Here is a 13,751-nt window from a genome sequence, read left to right as displayed (position 1 = left end):
TTGTCCTTTTTGCTTAGCTGCGGCTCCCGCGGAGTGTCGTCCGCGCCACAGAGGCATATCCAATGGGGGGAGAGGCGCAGATTCCTTGTGTCACAACCCTTGACGCTTTTGTAAGCCGGTTTCACGATGGGGTGTCGGCCGTTTACGGTCGGCTTCATTCAACTATCTCGAGGACGATATGAACACCAAGAACCTCTTTGCGGCAACTGCAGCTCTGGCCGTCGCGCTTCTGGCCGCCAGCCCCGCCATGGCTGACGACCCGACCAAGGAACCGCCGACGCCCGCCGCCAAGAAGACGACCAAGGCCGAGCGTGCCGCTGCACGCGAGAAGCGCAAGGCCGAGATGACCGCTGCTGAAAAGAGCGGCACCGCTCCCACTGGTGGTGAGGCCACGGCTCCCGAGAAGCAGACCAAGGCCATCTCGGGCACGCACGAGTCCCGCAAGGCTGAGCGCGCCAAGAAGCGCAAGGAAGTGGCTGCCGCGAACAAGGCTGGCGCCATTCCGGCTCCCAACGAAGCCGGCGAACCGAAGAAGTGATCGGCCGCTGCTGAGTGGCACAGGCGCATGCCGGCCGTGCGGCGCGTGGCGCACATGCCGGCGTGTCGCACGGTCCGTGGGTGGTGTGGCTGGTTCGATGCCTGGGGCTCGGACTGGTCGCGTTGCTGACGGCCTGTGCCAGTCTGCCGGAAGCGCCCGTCGCCGCGGCACCGTCCTTCGCGGCGACGGACGTCGAACCCATGCCCCTGGCTCGCATCGCAGTGGCCAGCCTCACGGCGAACGCAGTGCCGCGCGGCCATTCCGGCTTCCTACTGATGCCCGAGGGGCCCACGGCCCTCAACGCGCGGATCGCACTGATCCGGGCTGCGCGCAAGACCCTCGATGCGCAGTACTACATCCTCCAGGACGACGCGACAGGCCTGCTTTTCCTGAGTGAACTGCTCGATGCATCGCGTCGCGGCGTGCGTGTGCGCCTGCTGGTCGACGACCTGTACACCCCCGGCAAGGACCAGCTCTTCGCTGCCCTGGCCTCCCAACCGAATTTCGAACTGCGCCTGTTCAATCCGCTGGCCGTGCGCAGCGGTCCTTTGGCCTGGCGCGTGGCCCTGTCCCTGGGCGATCTGCGGCGCGTCAATCGCCGCATGCACAACAAGCTGCTCGTGGCCGACAACAGCGTGGCCATCACGGGCGGTCGCAACATCGCCGACGAATACTTCATGCGCAGCGACCAGGCCAACTTCGTCGACATGGACCTGCTCGCCGCGGGGCCGGTGGTACCGGCGCTGTCGAACAGCTTCGACGACTTCTGGAACAGCCGCCAGGTGAGGCCCATCGGCAGCCTGATGGCATTGCCGCCCGACGACGACCGCACCCGCCGCGTGCTGGCCGAACGTTGCGAGGACCGGCGCGACCTGCTGCCCGAGGCGGCCACCGATGTGCTCGGGCATCCACCCGTGAGCGTGCAGCTGGCCGCGGGCCGGCTGCTCCTGACCGAAGGCGACGGACGCGTGGTGTCGGACGTGCCCGAGAAGATCACCTACGACGACCCCGAAGCCAGCTTTGCCGACAGCGTGAGCCAGCGAACCATCGCCATGCTCTATGGCGCGCGGCGGGAGGTGCTGATGGTGTCGCCGTACTTCGTCCCGGGCCAGGCCGGCCTGGCGCTGTTGCGGGAGCAGGCCGCCAGGGGCGTCCAGGTGCTGGTCTTCACCAATTCCCTGGACGCCACGGACGAGACCCTGGTGTATTCCGGCTATGCCCGCTACCGGCTCGCCATGCTCAAGGCCGGCGTGAAGATCTACGAACTCGGCTCTCGGCTGGTGCCCAAGGAACGCCGGTTCGGCGAATTCCGGCATTCCAGCGCGCGGCTGCACGCCAAGATCATGCTGGTGGACCGCGAGCGCGTCTTCATCGGCTCGATGAACCTCGATGGGCGCTCCGCCCGCCTCAATACCGAGGTGGGCGTCATCATCGAGAGCCCCGCCTTGATCGAGCAGTTCGGCGCGCTGATGCCGGTGCGCGAACTGGGCGCCTACGAACTGCGCCTTCGCAAGGACGTCGACGACGTCCAGTGGATCGAGCACCACACGGACGGCAGCGAGGCCGTGCTCGACGAAGAGCCCGGTGCCAACGTCATCGACCGCGTGCGCGACTGGCTCCTGCTGAAATTGCTGCCCGAAGACGTACTGTGAGGGCGCGGGCCGAGGCCGTGCTCAGCGTTCGAATGCGCTGTAGCGGATGTCCGGGGCGCTGGTGTTGTGCCGCGAGGGCTCGCTGCGGCCGAAGCGCACCTCCCCCACCCCCGGGGCGCGCTCGAAATCCGGCAGCGGCTGCATGTGCGCCACCGCACCGGCGTCGCCGCTGCCGTGCCAGCGGACCTCGCTCATGTCGGCGTTGTCTGCCGCCACATACATCGACCGCAGCACCGAGAAGGGCTGCATGCCGCGGACCGGCCGCGAGAAGCGCACGTCCAGCGCCGTGCGCTCGCGGCTGACCTCGGCAAGGCGGATGCGTGCAGCGCCCCCACCGGCGAATCGCAGGTCGAAGCGGATGTCGGGCTGTGTGCGGATGCGGATGTCCCGGATGTTGACCACCGGCCGGCCCTCCTGGCGCACCGGGCCCAGCAGCATCGAGGAGCCGTAGACGCCGTCCCCGAAGCGGGCCAGCGGCAGCGGCTTGATGCGCCAGTAGCCGTCCGAGGGGTACATGACCAGCGCTTCCTTCATCTGGCCGTCGATCCGGCGGTAGACCTGGATCATGTGGAAGCCGCGGTCGCGCGTGCCGTCCACTTCCACGGGCACCTGCTGCGGCCGCCAGAACACCGGCAGCGTCATGCCCACGATGCGCCACTCGGCGTCCTCGTGCAAGGTGACGGTGCGCGGCTCGAAACGGTGCTTGGGGTCGGTCGGATGATCGCCGCCGTCGAAGTTGCAGCCGGAGAAGTCGGGGGCGGTGGTGTCCTGCGCGATGCGGTCGATGTAGCCGGGCTGCAGCGCCTCGACGGTGAAACGCTTGACGCCGCCACGCAGCAGCAGCGAGACGTTGTCTTCCTCGGCGCATCGCGTCGGCTTCGTCTGGTTCTCGACCGTCACGGTGGCGGCCGCGGCCTGGGCGGCGGGCGGCATTCCCGCCGCGAGTGCGATCAGTGCGGCACAGGCGGCGAGCGCGCGGCGGATGGGGAAGGGGGCGGATGTCCGGAGGTGCATGAGTGGGTCAGCCCGCGGTCAGTGTCTGCCGGGCAGCGATCAGGTCGGTGAAGAGGCGATGCTCGCAGTCAGGGTCGGAACAGCGCTCGCAGTTCCACGCCGGCGCGCGCAGGTGGCGCGGGGTGGCCGGCGCCTCTTCCCGCGCCTCCAGGCCTGCCTGCAGTGCCGACCAGGCGCGGGACAGGTGTTGGGCGGCGTCGCGGCCGTGGATGATGGCGCAGGGCAGGCCCACTGCCGCGAACCCTGCCCGCAAGCGGGCGTCGAGATCCTGCTCGCCGTTGCCTGCCGCGTCCTGTGGGGGCAGCAGCAGCGTGAAGGCATGGCCGCGCTCGGCCGCGACCAGCGAGGGGGGCCAGCTTTCGACCGGGACGCCCCTTTGGGCGAGCAGGGCGATGGGACTGCCGGCCGCCACGACGAGTGCGTCATGGCGCGCTTGATCGATCCGCGTGCGCCAGGCCTGGGCCTGCGCAAGCGCATCGGTGGGAGCCGGCGGGCATTCGAGTGCGTCGGTCGGTGCCATGCCGACCAACGCGATGGCCCTGATGCCCCGCTGCACGAAGCGGCGGGCCAGTGCGTCGACCAGTTGCTCCCGGTCTGCCGTCGGCGCACCCCAGACGGCGATCACGCTGGCGGTGCCGAGGCGCGGTGTCATGGGAGCGGCAGCGCGCGCATTCTTGACGCGCCGTCCTAGCGCGCGATCTGCACCAGGATCTCGTTGGGCTTGACCATGCCCAGCTCCTGCCGCGCGCGCTCCTCGGCCATCTCGATGCCCTCCTTGAGGTCGTTGACCTCGGACTCGAGCCGCTCGTTGGTGTGCTGGGCGCGGAGGTTGGCGGTTTTCTGGTCTTCCAGGTTCTTGCGCAGCTTGGCCACGTCGGGCAGGCTGCCGCGGCCTGTCCACAGCTGGAGCTGCAGCAGGCCGAGCAGGCACAGCAGGATGGCCGGGATGACGAGGCGCGTGCGCATCGCCGCTCAGCCGATCCGCACCGGCACCGTGGCCCACACCACGCCCGAACTGGAAGACCGGCGCATCAACGCAGGTTGTAGAACGCGGCGCGGCCGGGGTAGCTCGCGACGTCGCCCAGGTCTTCCTCGATGCGCAGCAGCTGGTTGTACTTGGCCATGCGGTCCGAGCGCGACAGCGAGCCGGTCTTGATCTGGCCGGCGTTCAGGCCCACGGCGATGTCGGCGATGGTGCTGTCTTCGGTCTCGCCGGAGCGGTGCGAGATCACGGCGGTGTAGCCGGCGCGCTTGGCCATCTCGATGGCCGCGAAGGTCTCGGTCAGCGTGCCGATCTGGTTGATCTTGATCAGGATCGAGTTGGCGATGCCCTGGTCGATGCCCTGCTTCAGGATCTTGGTGTTGGTGACGAACAGGTCGTCGCCCACCAGCTGCACCTTCTTGCCCAGTCGCTCGGTCAGCAGCTTCCAGCCGGCCCAGTCGCCTTCGTGCATGCCGTCCTCGATCGAGATGATCGGGTACTTGTCGCACCAGGTGGCCAGCATGTCGGTCCAGCTTGCGGCTTCCAGCTGCAGGCCGCCTTCGCCTTCGAGCACGTACTTGCCGTCCTTGTAGAACTCGCTGGCGGCGCAGTCCAGGCCCAGGGCGATCTGCTCGCCGGCGGTGTAGCCGGCCTTGTCGATGGCTTCCAGAATCAGCTGGATCGCGGCTTCGTGGTTCTCGACGCTGGGAGCAAAGCCGCCTTCGTCGCCCACGGCCGTGGGCATGCCGCGGCTGTCGATGATCTTCTTGAGGGCGTGGAACACCTCGGCACCGTAGCGCAGCGCTTCGCGGAAGCTGGGTGCGCCCACCGGGATGATCATGAACTCCTGCAGGTCCAGGCTGTTGTTGGCATGCGCGCCGCCGTTGATGACGTTCATCATCGGCACCGGCAGGCTCATGCCGCCCATGCCGCCGAAGTAACGGTACAGGGGCAGGCCGGACTCTTCGGCCGCAGCGCGCGCGACGGCCATCGACACGGCCAGCATGGCGTTGGCGCCCAGGCGGCTCTTGTTCTCGGTGCCGTCCAGGTCGATCAGGGTCTTGTCCAGGAAGGCCTGCTCGGAGGCGTCCAGGCCCAGCACGGCTTCGCTGATCTCGGTGTTGACGTGCTCCACGGCCTTGAGCACGCCCTTGCCCAGGTAGCGACCCTTGTCGCCGTCGCGCAGCTCGATGGCTTCGCGGCTGCCGGTGCTGGCGCCCGAGGGCACGGCCGCACGGCCCATGGTGCCGCTTTCCAGCAGCACGTCGCATTCCACGGTGGGATTGCCGCGGCTGTCGAGGATCTCGCGGCCGACGATGTCAACGATGGCACTCATTCAGGGTTCTCCGGTTTTTTGAAATCGGTTCAGGCGGGCGCGCCGCGCTCAGACGCCTTCGACGGCGATCATGTTCATGATCGCGGCGCCGGCACGGGCCTCGCGGGCCTTCATGTATTCGGGCGTCTCGTAGAAGGTCTTGGCCTGCTCGAAGCTGGCGAACTTCAGCAGCACCACGCGCGTGGGCTGCCAGGTGCCTTCGAGCGGCTCGACCTGGCCGCCGCGCACGCAGACCTCGGCGCCGTGCGCCTGCATCGCAGCGGAGGACCACTTCTTGTATTCCTCGTACTGCGTCGGGTTGGTGACTTCGACGTGGGCGATGACGTAGCCGCTGGGCATGGATGCAGGTCTCCTGGAATGCGTTCAGGCCTGGAAGTGGTCTTCCAGAAAGCCGTTCTTCTTGGTGATGCGGTCGAGTTCGACCAGCGTCTCGAGCAGCGCCTTCATGTGCTTGAGCGGCACGGCGTTGGGCCCGTCGGACAGCGCGTTCTTGGGGTCGGGGTGCGTCTCCATGAACAGGCCTGCCACGCCCACGGCCACCGCCGCGCGCGAAAGCACCGGCACGAACTCGCGCTGTCCGCCGGAGCTGGTGCCCTGGCCGCCCGGCAACTGCACCGAGTGCGTGGCGTCGAACACCACAGGCGCGCCGGTCTCGCGCATGATCGCCAGGCTGCGCATGTCGCTGACCAGGTTGTTGTAGCCGAAGCTCGCGCCGCGCTCGCAGGCCAGGAAGTTGTCGTCCGGCAGGCCCTTCTCGCGGGCGGCCGCGCGCGCCTTGTCGATCACGTTCTTCATGTCGTGCGGCGCGAGGAACTGGCCCTTCTTGATGTTCACCGGCTTGCCCGACTGGGCGGCGGCGCGGATGAAATCGGTCTGGCGGCACAGGAAGGCGGGCGTCTGCAGCACATCGACCACCTGGGCGGCCTCGGCGATGTCCTCTTCGGAATGCACGTCGGTCAGCACCGGCACGCCCAGTTCCTGCTTCAGCTTGGCCAGGATGGCCAGGCCCTTCTCGCGACCGGGGCCGCGAAAGCTGGTGCCCGAGGAGCGGTTGGCCTTGTCGAAGCTGCTCTTGAAGATGAAGGGAATACCCAGCGCGCTGGTGATTTCCTTCAGCTGGCCGGCCGTGTCCATCTGCAGTTGCTCGGACTCGACTACGCAGGGCCCGGCGATCAGGAAGAAGGGCTGCTGGAGCCCGACGTCGAAGCCACACAGTTTCATGCTTGCTCCTTGGCGCCGGCCGCTCAGGCCACGACCTTCAGCGCGCTCTTGTCCGAGCCCTGGTGCGCCAGCGCTGCACGCACGAAGGCGTTGAACAGCGGATGGCCGTCCCACGGTGTGGACTTGAACTCGGGGTGGAACTGCACGCCCATGTACCAGGGGTGCACGTCCTGCGGCAGCTCGACGATCTCGGTCAGCTGCTCGCGCTGCGTCAGGGCCGAGATGACCAGGCCGGACTGGCGTAGCTGGTCGAGGTAGTTGACGTTGGCCTCGTAGCGATGGCGGTGGCGCTCGGTCACCACGTCGCCGTAGATGCTGTGGGCCAGCGTGCCGGGCATCACGTCGGAGCTCTGCGCGCCCAGGCGCATGGTGCCGCCCAGGTCGGACTTGGCCGTGCGCGTCTTGATGGTGCCGTCGGCGTCCTTCCATTCGGTGATCAGCGCGATCACCGGGACGCTGGCGTTGGGGTCGAACTCGGTGCTGTTGGCGCCCTTGAGGCCGGCCACATTGCGCGCGTATTCGATGGTGGCGACCTGCATGCCCAGACAGATGCCCAGGTAGGGGATCTTGTTCTCGCGGGCGAAGCGGGCCGCGCAGATCTTGCCTTCCACGCCACGCTGGCCGAAGCCGCCCGGCACCAGGATGGCGTCGTACTTGTCCAGGCGTGCCACGTTGTCGGGCTGGATCGTCTCGGAGTCGAGGTACTCGATCTTCACGCGGGCATGGCTCTTCATGCCCGCGTGGCGCAGCGCCTCGTTGAGCGACTTGTAGCTGTCCGACAGGTCGACGTACTTGCCGACCATGGCGATGGTCACTTCCTTCTGCGGATGCTCGACCTCGTAGACCAGGTCGTCCCAGCGCTGCAGCTTGGCCGGCGGCGTGTTCAGGCGCAGCTTGTCGCAGATGAGGCCATCCAGGCCCTGCTCGTGCAGCATGCGCGGCACCTTGTAGATGGTGTCCACGTCCCACATGCTGATCACGCCCCATTCGGGCACGTTGGAGAACAGCGAGATCTTGGCGCGCTCCTCGTCGGGAATCGGCCGGTCGGCGCGGCAGAGCAGAGCGTCGGCCTGGATGCCGATCTCGCGCAGTTTCTGCGCCGTGTGCTGCGTGGGCTTGGTCTTGAGCTCGCCGGCCGCCGCGATGTACGGGAGGTAGCTCAGGTGCACGAAGGCGCTGTTGTTGGGGCCGGCCTTCAGGCTCATCTGGCGCACGGCCTCGAGGAAGGGCAGGGATTCGATGTCGCCCACCGTGCCGCCGATCTCGACGATGGCGATCTGCACCTCGTGCGGCGTGCCGATGCCGGCGCCGCGCTTGATGTATTCCTGGATCTCGTTGGTGACGTGCGGAATCACCTGCACCGTCTTGCCCAGGTAGTCGCCGCGGCGCTCCTTCTCCAGCACCGACTTGTAGATCTGTCCGGTGGTGAAGTTGTTGGACTTGCGCATGCGCGTCGTGATGAAGCGCTCGTAATGGCCCAGGTCCAGATCGGTCTCGGCGCCGTCGTCGGTCACGAAGACTTCGCCATGCTGGAAGGGAGACATCGTGCCCGGATCCACGTTGATGTAGGGATCGAGCTTGATGAGGGTGACCGTGAGGCCGCGGGATTCGAGGAGGGCGGCGAGGGAGGCGGAAGCGATGCCCTTGCCGAGGGACGACACCACACCGCCGGTGACGAAGACGAATTTGGTCATTGCCGGACGCGGGCGCCATGGCCCGCGGATGGGAAATTGCGATTGTACCGGCCGGGCAAGGCCTTCTTTTCAGTCCGGCCACATCGCGTGACGCAAGGGCGGGTCGGGGCGGCGCTCCCTCTACACTGCCCGGATGCAACAAGACCTGGCAGGCAAGCACATCCTCCTGGGCCTCACCGGTGGTGTGGCCTGCTACAAGTCCGCCGAGCTGTGCCGGCTGTTCATCAAGGCTGGTGCGACGGTGCAAGTGGTCATGACCGAGGCGGCCACGCAGTTCATCACACCGGTGACGATGCAGGCCCTGTCCGGCCAACCCGTGTATCTGTCGCAATGGGATGCACGGCAGGCCAACAACATGCCGCACATCAACCTTGGCCGTGAAGCCGACGCGATCGTGCTGGCGCCGGCCAGTGCCGACTTCATCGCGCGACTGGTGCAGGGCCGGTCGGACGAGTTGCTCAGCTTGTTGTGCCTCGCCCGGCCCCTGCAGCGCGTGCCGCTGCTGGTGGCGCCGGCCATGAACCGCGAGATGTGGGCCCATCCGGCCACCCAGCGCAACCTGCGCCAGCTGGCCGACGACGGTGCCCTGGTGCTGGGTGTGGGCCAGGGCTGGCAGGCCTGCGGCGAGGCCGGCGACGGCCGCATGCTGGAGCCGGCCGAACTGCTCGAAGAGGTCGTGGCCCACTTCCAGCCCAAGGTCCTGCTGGGCGAGCATGTGGTGGTCACCGCCGGCCCCACCTTCGAGGCCATGGACCCGATCCGCGGCATCACCAACCATTCCTCCGGCAAGATGGGCTTCGCCATCGCCCGCGCCGCGCGCGAGGCCGGCGCCCGCGTCACGCTGGTGGCCGGCCCGGTGCACCTTCCCACGCCGCGCGGCGTGCAGCGCGTGGACGTGGCTTCGGCCCAGCAGATGCTGCAGGCCGTGCAGGCGGCCGTGGCCGATGCCTCGGTGTTCGTGGCGACCGCGGCGGTGGCCGACTGGCGGCCGGCCGATCCGCAGATGCACAAGATCAAGAAGGACGGCAGCGGCCAGACGCCGGTGCTGCGCTTCGTCGAGAACCCCGACATCCTGCACACCGTCGCGCAGGGCGAGCGGGCGCGCGGGCGGCAACTGTTCTGCGTCGGCTTCGCGGCCGAGAGCGAAAACCTGCTCGAACATGCCAAGGCCAAGCGCCTGCGCAAGGGCATTCCGCTGCTGGTGGGCAACATCGGGCCGCTGACCTTCGGCCAGGACGACAACAGCCTGCTGCTTGTTGACGAGCACGGCGCACGAGAACTGCCGCGAGCCTCCAAGCTCGCGCTCGCCCGCGAACTCGCCTCCGAAATCGCCGTCCGGCTGCGGCCCTGGCGCGGCTGAGGCTTCCCATCCTTCTGCCGATGAACGAGACCGACTGGAACACGCCCCGCAATGGCGATTTCGTGCGCTATGTCGAGCAGTTGACGGCCGAGTCGCTGCAGCGTGTCCACGCGCGACAGGATCGACCTTCGGCAGCCGCAGCATCGATGCCGCCCGGCGCTGCGTCGCCGGGTGCGACTTCTTCGCCTGGCGCGCGCAGCGCGCCGGGCGACCTGTCGGCGGCGCCGGGCGTGGCGGGCTGGGCCGCGGCGGGAATCGCTGGCCTTCTCGTGCTGTGGGCCATTGGCGCCCCTGTCGGCGTCCTCGTGCTGCTGGCAGCCCTCGGTGCCGCGGTGTTCAAACGCTTTGTCCGGCGCGGCGCTGCAGTGCCGGCCGCCCGCCAGTTGCTGGCCGGCCTTCGTCAAGGCCCCCAGAACGGCAAACCCCCACCTCCCGCCGGCGGCACTGCCGCACGGCCCAACCCTCGAAGACAGTCCTCCCCATGAAGATCGACGTGCGCGTGCTCGACGCGCGAATGGCCCAGCAACTGCCCACCTATGCCACGCCCGGAAGCGCCGGCATGGACCTGCGTGCCTGCCTCGCGGACCCCCTGACGCTGGCGCCCGGCGCCTGCGAGCTCATCGGCACGGGGCTGGCCATCCACCTGGCCGACCCTGGCTGTGCGGCCCTGATCCTTCCCCGCTCGGGCCTCGGCCACAAGCACGGCATCGTGCTGGGCAACCTCGTCGGCCTGATCGACAGCGACTACCAGGGCGAGCTCAAGGTCAGTGCCTGGAACCGCAGCCAGACGCCGTTCGTCGTCGAACCCATGGAGCGCCTGGCCCAACTGGTGATCGTGCCGGTGGTGCAGGCCCAGTTCCGCGTTGTCGAGACCTTCGATGCCGATACCCAGCGGGGTGCCGGGGGTTACGGCTCCACCGGAAAGCTGTAAGCATCTCCCAGAAGTTGTTTCGGCTGTGAGCAAGGGTGCCTTCCAGAACCTTTGCCGCGCGTCCGCCTCCAATCCCCGAGGTGGGCGGTCGCGCGCGACGCCGCATGGTGCGGCGGCGCAGTCGATCAGCCGAGGGCAGGCCCGCCTGTCGAGGATCCATACCATGATTCACAACAAGATTCGCTCCCTGGCCGTTCCGGCCGTTGCCCTGACCGCCGCCGCGCTGCTCGCCGGTTGCGTGACGCCGGTGCCGGTGTACCAGACCCGCTATCCCTATCAGCCCGCCGCGGCACCGGTGTACCCGGCGGCCCCTGCCTACAACCAGGCCGTGTATGTCGAAACCGGCATCGTCGCCAACATCGAGGTGTTGCGCAGCGAGACGCCGCCCGTGGCGCCTTCGGGTGGCGGCGCCGTGGTGGGCGGCCTGGTGGGCGGCGTGCTGGGCAACCAGATCGGCCATGGCTCCGGCCGTGCGGCGGCCACCATGCTGGGCGTGGTGGGTGGCGCGCTGGCCGGCAACGCGGTCGAGGCACGCAATGGCGCCGGCCGCGTCTACGAAAGCTATCGCGTCTCGGTGCAGATGAGCAATGGCAGCTACCGCAGCTTCGATGTGCCCAGCCCTGGCGACCTGCGCATCGGCGACCGGGTGCGCATCGACGGCGGCCAGATCTCGCGCTACTGATCGCACCTGAATGCACAAAGGCCGGCCCCTTCGGGCGCCGGCCTTTGTGCTTCATGGCACGCGTCGTCGCGATGCGGCCAATAGGGCGCTCAGTGCAGCGAGTCGCTGCCCGGCGCCATCGGCGCGAAGCGGAAGAAGCCGGTGCCGGCGGTACCGCGGCCGATCTCCTCCTCGGTCGCTTCGCGCACCGCATTGACGGTCAGGTCCAGCCGCAGGGCGATGCCGGCCAGCGGATGGTTGCCGTCCAGCACCAGGTGCTCGGGGTAGATCTCGGCCACGGTGTAGAGCACGTTCTTCGGCATGTCCGGGTTGACGCCGGAGGGCAGGGCGGCGCCGTCGAAGCTCATGCCCTCCTCCACTTCCTTCGGGAACAGCGCACGCGGCTCCAGGAAGAGCAGGTGCTCGTCGAAGTCGCCGAAGGCCTGTTCGGGTTCCAGGTGGAGTTGCACGCGGGCGCCGGGGCCGTGGCCCTGCAGCGCTGTCTCGATCGCATCGAAGAGGTCGTCGCCGCCCACCAGGAATTCGACGGGCTCGGTGAGCACGTCCAGGGTTTCGCCAAGGGTGTCCTTGAGGGTCCAGGTCAGGGCGACCACGCATTGGGGGGTGATTTCCATATGAGAATTCTCCCACCATGCCCCTGACACAACGATTGCCCCTGCTCGGAGGACTGAGCGCCGACACCTTCATGCGCCGCCACTGGCAGAAGAAACCCCTGCTGGTGCGCCAGGCACTGCCGATGACGGCCCCGCCGATGTCGCGCGCCCGCCTGTTCGAACTCGCTGGCGAGGAGGGCGTGGAATCCCGCCTGGTCACCCACGACACCCGCCAGGGCTGGCGCCTGCGCCACGGCCCCTTTGCCCGGCGCAGCCTGCCGCCGCTGGGCCGCCCCGAATGGACGCTGCTGGTGCAAGGCGTCGACCTGCACGACGACGACATCCACGCGCTGCTGCAACCCTTCCGCTTCCTGCCCGAGGCCCGGCTGGACGATGTGATGATCAGCTATGCCAGCGATGGCGGGGGCGTGGGCCCGCACTTCGACAGCTACGACGTCTTCCTGCTGCAGGTGAGCGGACGCCGCCGCTGGTCCTGGGGCCGTCAGAAGGACCTGACGCTGCGCCCCGGCCCCCCTCTGAAGATCCTGGACCATTTCGAGCCCGAGGACACCCAGGTGCTCGAACCCGGCGACATGCTCTACCTGCCGCCGCGCTATGCCCATGACGGCGTCGCCGTGGGTGGCGATTGCATGACCTGCTCCGTGGGCCTGCGCGCGCCCGCGCAGACCGAACTGGCGTCCGACCTGCTCATGCGGCTGGGCGACATCGTCTCGGACGATGAAGCACCCGGCCGGCGCTATGCCGACCCCGGCCAACCGGCCTCCGAGTCGCCGGCCGCCATCCCCGAGGCGCTGCAGGCCTTTGCCCGCGACGCCGTCCAGAAGGCGCTGGCCCAGTCCACGCGCATCGACTGCGCGCTGGGCGAGTCCCTGACCGAGCCCAAGCCCAACGTCTGGTTCGATCCCGGCGAATGGCCGGAGCGCGTCGAGGTCGTGCGGCTCGACCGGCGCACCCGCATGCTCTACGACGCGCGCCATGTCTTCATCAACGGCGAGAGCCTGCTGGCCGGCGGCCGCGATGCGGTGCTGATGCGCCGGTTGGCCGATCGTCGCGAACTGGGTTCGCGCGAGCTGGCCAAGGCCAGCGCCGAGGCCCTGGCCCTGCTGGGCGACTGGTGCGAAGCTGGGTGGGTGCATGCCCGATGAGTTGAGGCTCAGCGCGGGCCCCTTCGACGGGCCCACGGCCTTCGCCGACCGGCTGCGCGAGGCCTTCGCCGCGCGGCAGAAGAGGCCTGGCCGACGCTGTGGTGCGCCGATGCCCAATTCGCCGACTGGCCGCTCGGCGAGGCCGCGGTCATCCAGGCGCTCCAGGCCTGGGCCGGCAGCGCCCGCCGCCTGCGCCTGGTGATGCGCGACGACCGCCTGCTGCGGGAGCGCCATCCGCGCTTCGTCGTCTGGCGCCAGCGCTGGGACCACATCGTCGAGTGCCGGATCTGCGCCGACAGCGATGCCGCCGACCTGCCCAGCGGGCTGTGGACGCCGGGCTGGACGGTCGAGCGGCACGACCCCGTGCTCAGCCGCGGCAGCAGCAGCGGTGCACAGGCGGCCGTCGAGTCGCTGCGGCATCGCATGGACGATGCCTTCGCGCGGGGCCGCCCTGGTTTCCCGGCCTCCATCCTGGGCCTCTGAACCGCTTGCGGCGACGGGTGACGGCCTCTAGAGGCCGTCGGTTCAGGCGCGCGTCGGTCGGGCGGCGTGCGCGTCAGCGACACAGTCTGCTCACATTAA

Annotated in this window: 16 protein-coding genes; 8 read left to right on the top strand and 8 right to left on the bottom strand. The window is 68.6% G+C overall.

Annotated features, from left to right (window positions below):
- Nucleotides 1-178 precede the first annotated feature (178 nt).
- Both DFR41_RS12355 and DFR41_RS12350 read left to right on the top strand, forming a co-directional pair.
- Nucleotides 179-538 (top strand): hypothetical protein, encoded by a 360-nt coding sequence (locus DFR41_RS12355; RefSeq protein ID WP_017761633.1) that lies wholly within the window; start codon nucleotides 179-181, stop codon nucleotides 536-538.
- Between the two features lie 200 nt (nucleotides 539-738).
- Nucleotides 739-2,190 carry a phospholipase D-like domain-containing protein gene (locus tag DFR41_RS12350; protein ID WP_147284344.1) on the top strand — a complete coding sequence of 484 codons (1,452 nt, stop codon included), beginning with the start codon at nucleotides 739-741 and terminating at the stop codon, nucleotides 2,188-2,190.
- A 21-nt stretch (nucleotides 2,191-2,211) separates the two neighbouring features.
- On the opposite strand, the gene DFR41_RS12345 is transcribed toward DFR41_RS12350, so the two are convergent.
- The 7 genes from DFR41_RS12345 to DFR41_RS12315 form a co-directional block, all read right to left on the bottom strand.
- Nucleotides 2,212-3,204: a hypothetical protein gene (locus DFR41_RS12345; RefSeq protein WP_244917730.1), complete on the bottom strand. Its 993-nt coding sequence runs from the start codon at nucleotides 3,202-3,204 to the stop codon at nucleotides 2,212-2,214.
- Between the two features lie 7 nt (nucleotides 3,205-3,211).
- Entirely contained in the window at nucleotides 3,212-3,856 is a 645-nt protein-coding gene (locus tag DFR41_RS12340; RefSeq protein ID WP_114802902.1) for a hypothetical protein, read from the bottom strand.
- A gap of 35 nt (nucleotides 3,857-3,891) precedes the next feature.
- Nucleotides 3,892-4,170: a septum formation initiator family protein gene (locus DFR41_RS12335; protein WP_017761637.1), complete on the bottom strand. Its 279-nt coding sequence runs from the start codon at nucleotides 4,168-4,170 to the stop codon at nucleotides 3,892-3,894.
- A 65-nt stretch (nucleotides 4,171-4,235) separates the two neighbouring features.
- On the bottom strand, nucleotides 4,236-5,522 hold the full coding sequence (gene eno, locus DFR41_RS12330) for a phosphopyruvate hydratase (protein WP_017761638.1): 1,287 nt from the start codon (nucleotides 5,520-5,522) through the stop codon (nucleotides 4,236-4,238).
- A 48-nt stretch (nucleotides 5,523-5,570) separates the two neighbouring features.
- Complete coding sequence (locus DFR41_RS12325) at nucleotides 5,571-5,861, bottom strand: DUF1330 domain-containing protein (protein ID WP_017761639.1); 291 nt, start codon at nucleotides 5,859-5,861, stop codon at nucleotides 5,571-5,573.
- 24 nt (nucleotides 5,862-5,885) lie between these two features.
- Complete coding sequence (gene kdsA / locus DFR41_RS12320; protein ID WP_114802901.1) at nucleotides 5,886-6,743, bottom strand: 3-deoxy-8-phosphooctulonate synthase; 858 nt, start codon at nucleotides 6,741-6,743, stop codon at nucleotides 5,886-5,888.
- Nucleotides 6,744-6,766: 23 nt separating this feature from the next.
- Nucleotides 6,767-8,437 carry a CTP synthase gene (locus DFR41_RS12315; RefSeq protein ID WP_114802900.1) on the bottom strand — a complete coding sequence of 557 codons (1,671 nt, stop codon included), beginning with the start codon at nucleotides 8,435-8,437 and terminating at the stop codon, nucleotides 6,767-6,769.
- Nucleotides 8,438-8,570: 133 nt separating this feature from the next.
- On the opposite strand from DFR41_RS12315, the gene coaBC reads away from it, so the two are divergent.
- The 4 genes from coaBC (at nucleotide 8,571) to DFR41_RS12300 (ending at nucleotide 11,410) form a co-directional block, all read left to right on the top strand.
- The gene (gene coaBC, locus DFR41_RS12310; protein WP_114802899.1) at nucleotides 8,571-9,797 is read left to right on the top strand and encodes a bifunctional phosphopantothenoylcysteine decarboxylase/phosphopantothenate--cysteine ligase CoaBC; all 1,227 of its coding nucleotides are present in this window, start codon (nucleotides 8,571-8,573) and stop codon (nucleotides 9,795-9,797) included.
- A gap of 20 nt (nucleotides 9,798-9,817) precedes the next feature.
- Nucleotides 9,818-10,282 (top strand): hypothetical protein, encoded by a 465-nt coding sequence (locus DFR41_RS27360; protein WP_147284343.1) that lies wholly within the window; start codon nucleotides 9,818-9,820, stop codon nucleotides 10,280-10,282.
- On the top strand, nucleotides 10,279-10,728 hold the full coding sequence (gene dut / locus DFR41_RS12305; RefSeq protein WP_114802898.1) for a dUTP diphosphatase: 450 nt from the start codon (nucleotides 10,279-10,281) through the stop codon (nucleotides 10,726-10,728). The genes DFR41_RS27360 and dut overlap by 4 nt, the downstream gene beginning before the upstream one ends.
- Nucleotides 10,729-10,891: 163 nt before the next feature.
- A complete protein-coding gene (locus tag DFR41_RS12300; RefSeq protein WP_425326698.1) occupies nucleotides 10,892-11,410 on the top strand; it encodes a glycine zipper 2TM domain-containing protein in 519 nt (172 codons plus the stop codon).
- A gap of 89 nt (nucleotides 11,411-11,499) precedes the next feature.
- Here DFR41_RS12300 and DFR41_RS12295 read toward each other — a convergent pair whose 3' ends face one another.
- Nucleotides 11,500-12,024 carry an FKBP-type peptidyl-prolyl cis-trans isomerase gene (locus tag DFR41_RS12295; RefSeq protein ID WP_043117948.1) on the bottom strand — a complete coding sequence of 175 codons (525 nt, stop codon included), beginning with the start codon at nucleotides 12,022-12,024 and terminating at the stop codon, nucleotides 11,500-11,502.
- A gap of 17 nt (nucleotides 12,025-12,041) precedes the next feature.
- On the opposite strand from DFR41_RS12295, the gene DFR41_RS12290 reads away from it, so the two are divergent.
- Complete coding sequence (locus tag DFR41_RS12290; protein ID WP_114802897.1) at nucleotides 12,042-13,169, top strand: JmjC domain-containing protein; 1,128 nt, start codon at nucleotides 12,042-12,044, stop codon at nucleotides 13,167-13,169.
- 201 nt (nucleotides 13,170-13,370) lie between these two features.
- Entirely contained in the window at nucleotides 13,371-13,652 is a 282-nt protein-coding gene (locus tag DFR41_RS12285) for a hypothetical protein (RefSeq protein WP_114802896.1), read from the top strand.
- Nucleotides 13,653-13,751 lie beyond the last annotated feature (99 nt).

Origin of the sequence: Pseudacidovorax intermedius, from assembly GCF_003350475.1 — a bacterium.
GTDB classification, from domain to species: domain Bacteria; phylum Pseudomonadota; class Gammaproteobacteria; order Burkholderiales; family Burkholderiaceae_C; genus Xenophilus; species Xenophilus intermedius.
The sequence above is the reverse complement of the archived record's forward strand: the minus strand, read 5'-3'. Positions and strand labels throughout refer to the sequence as shown.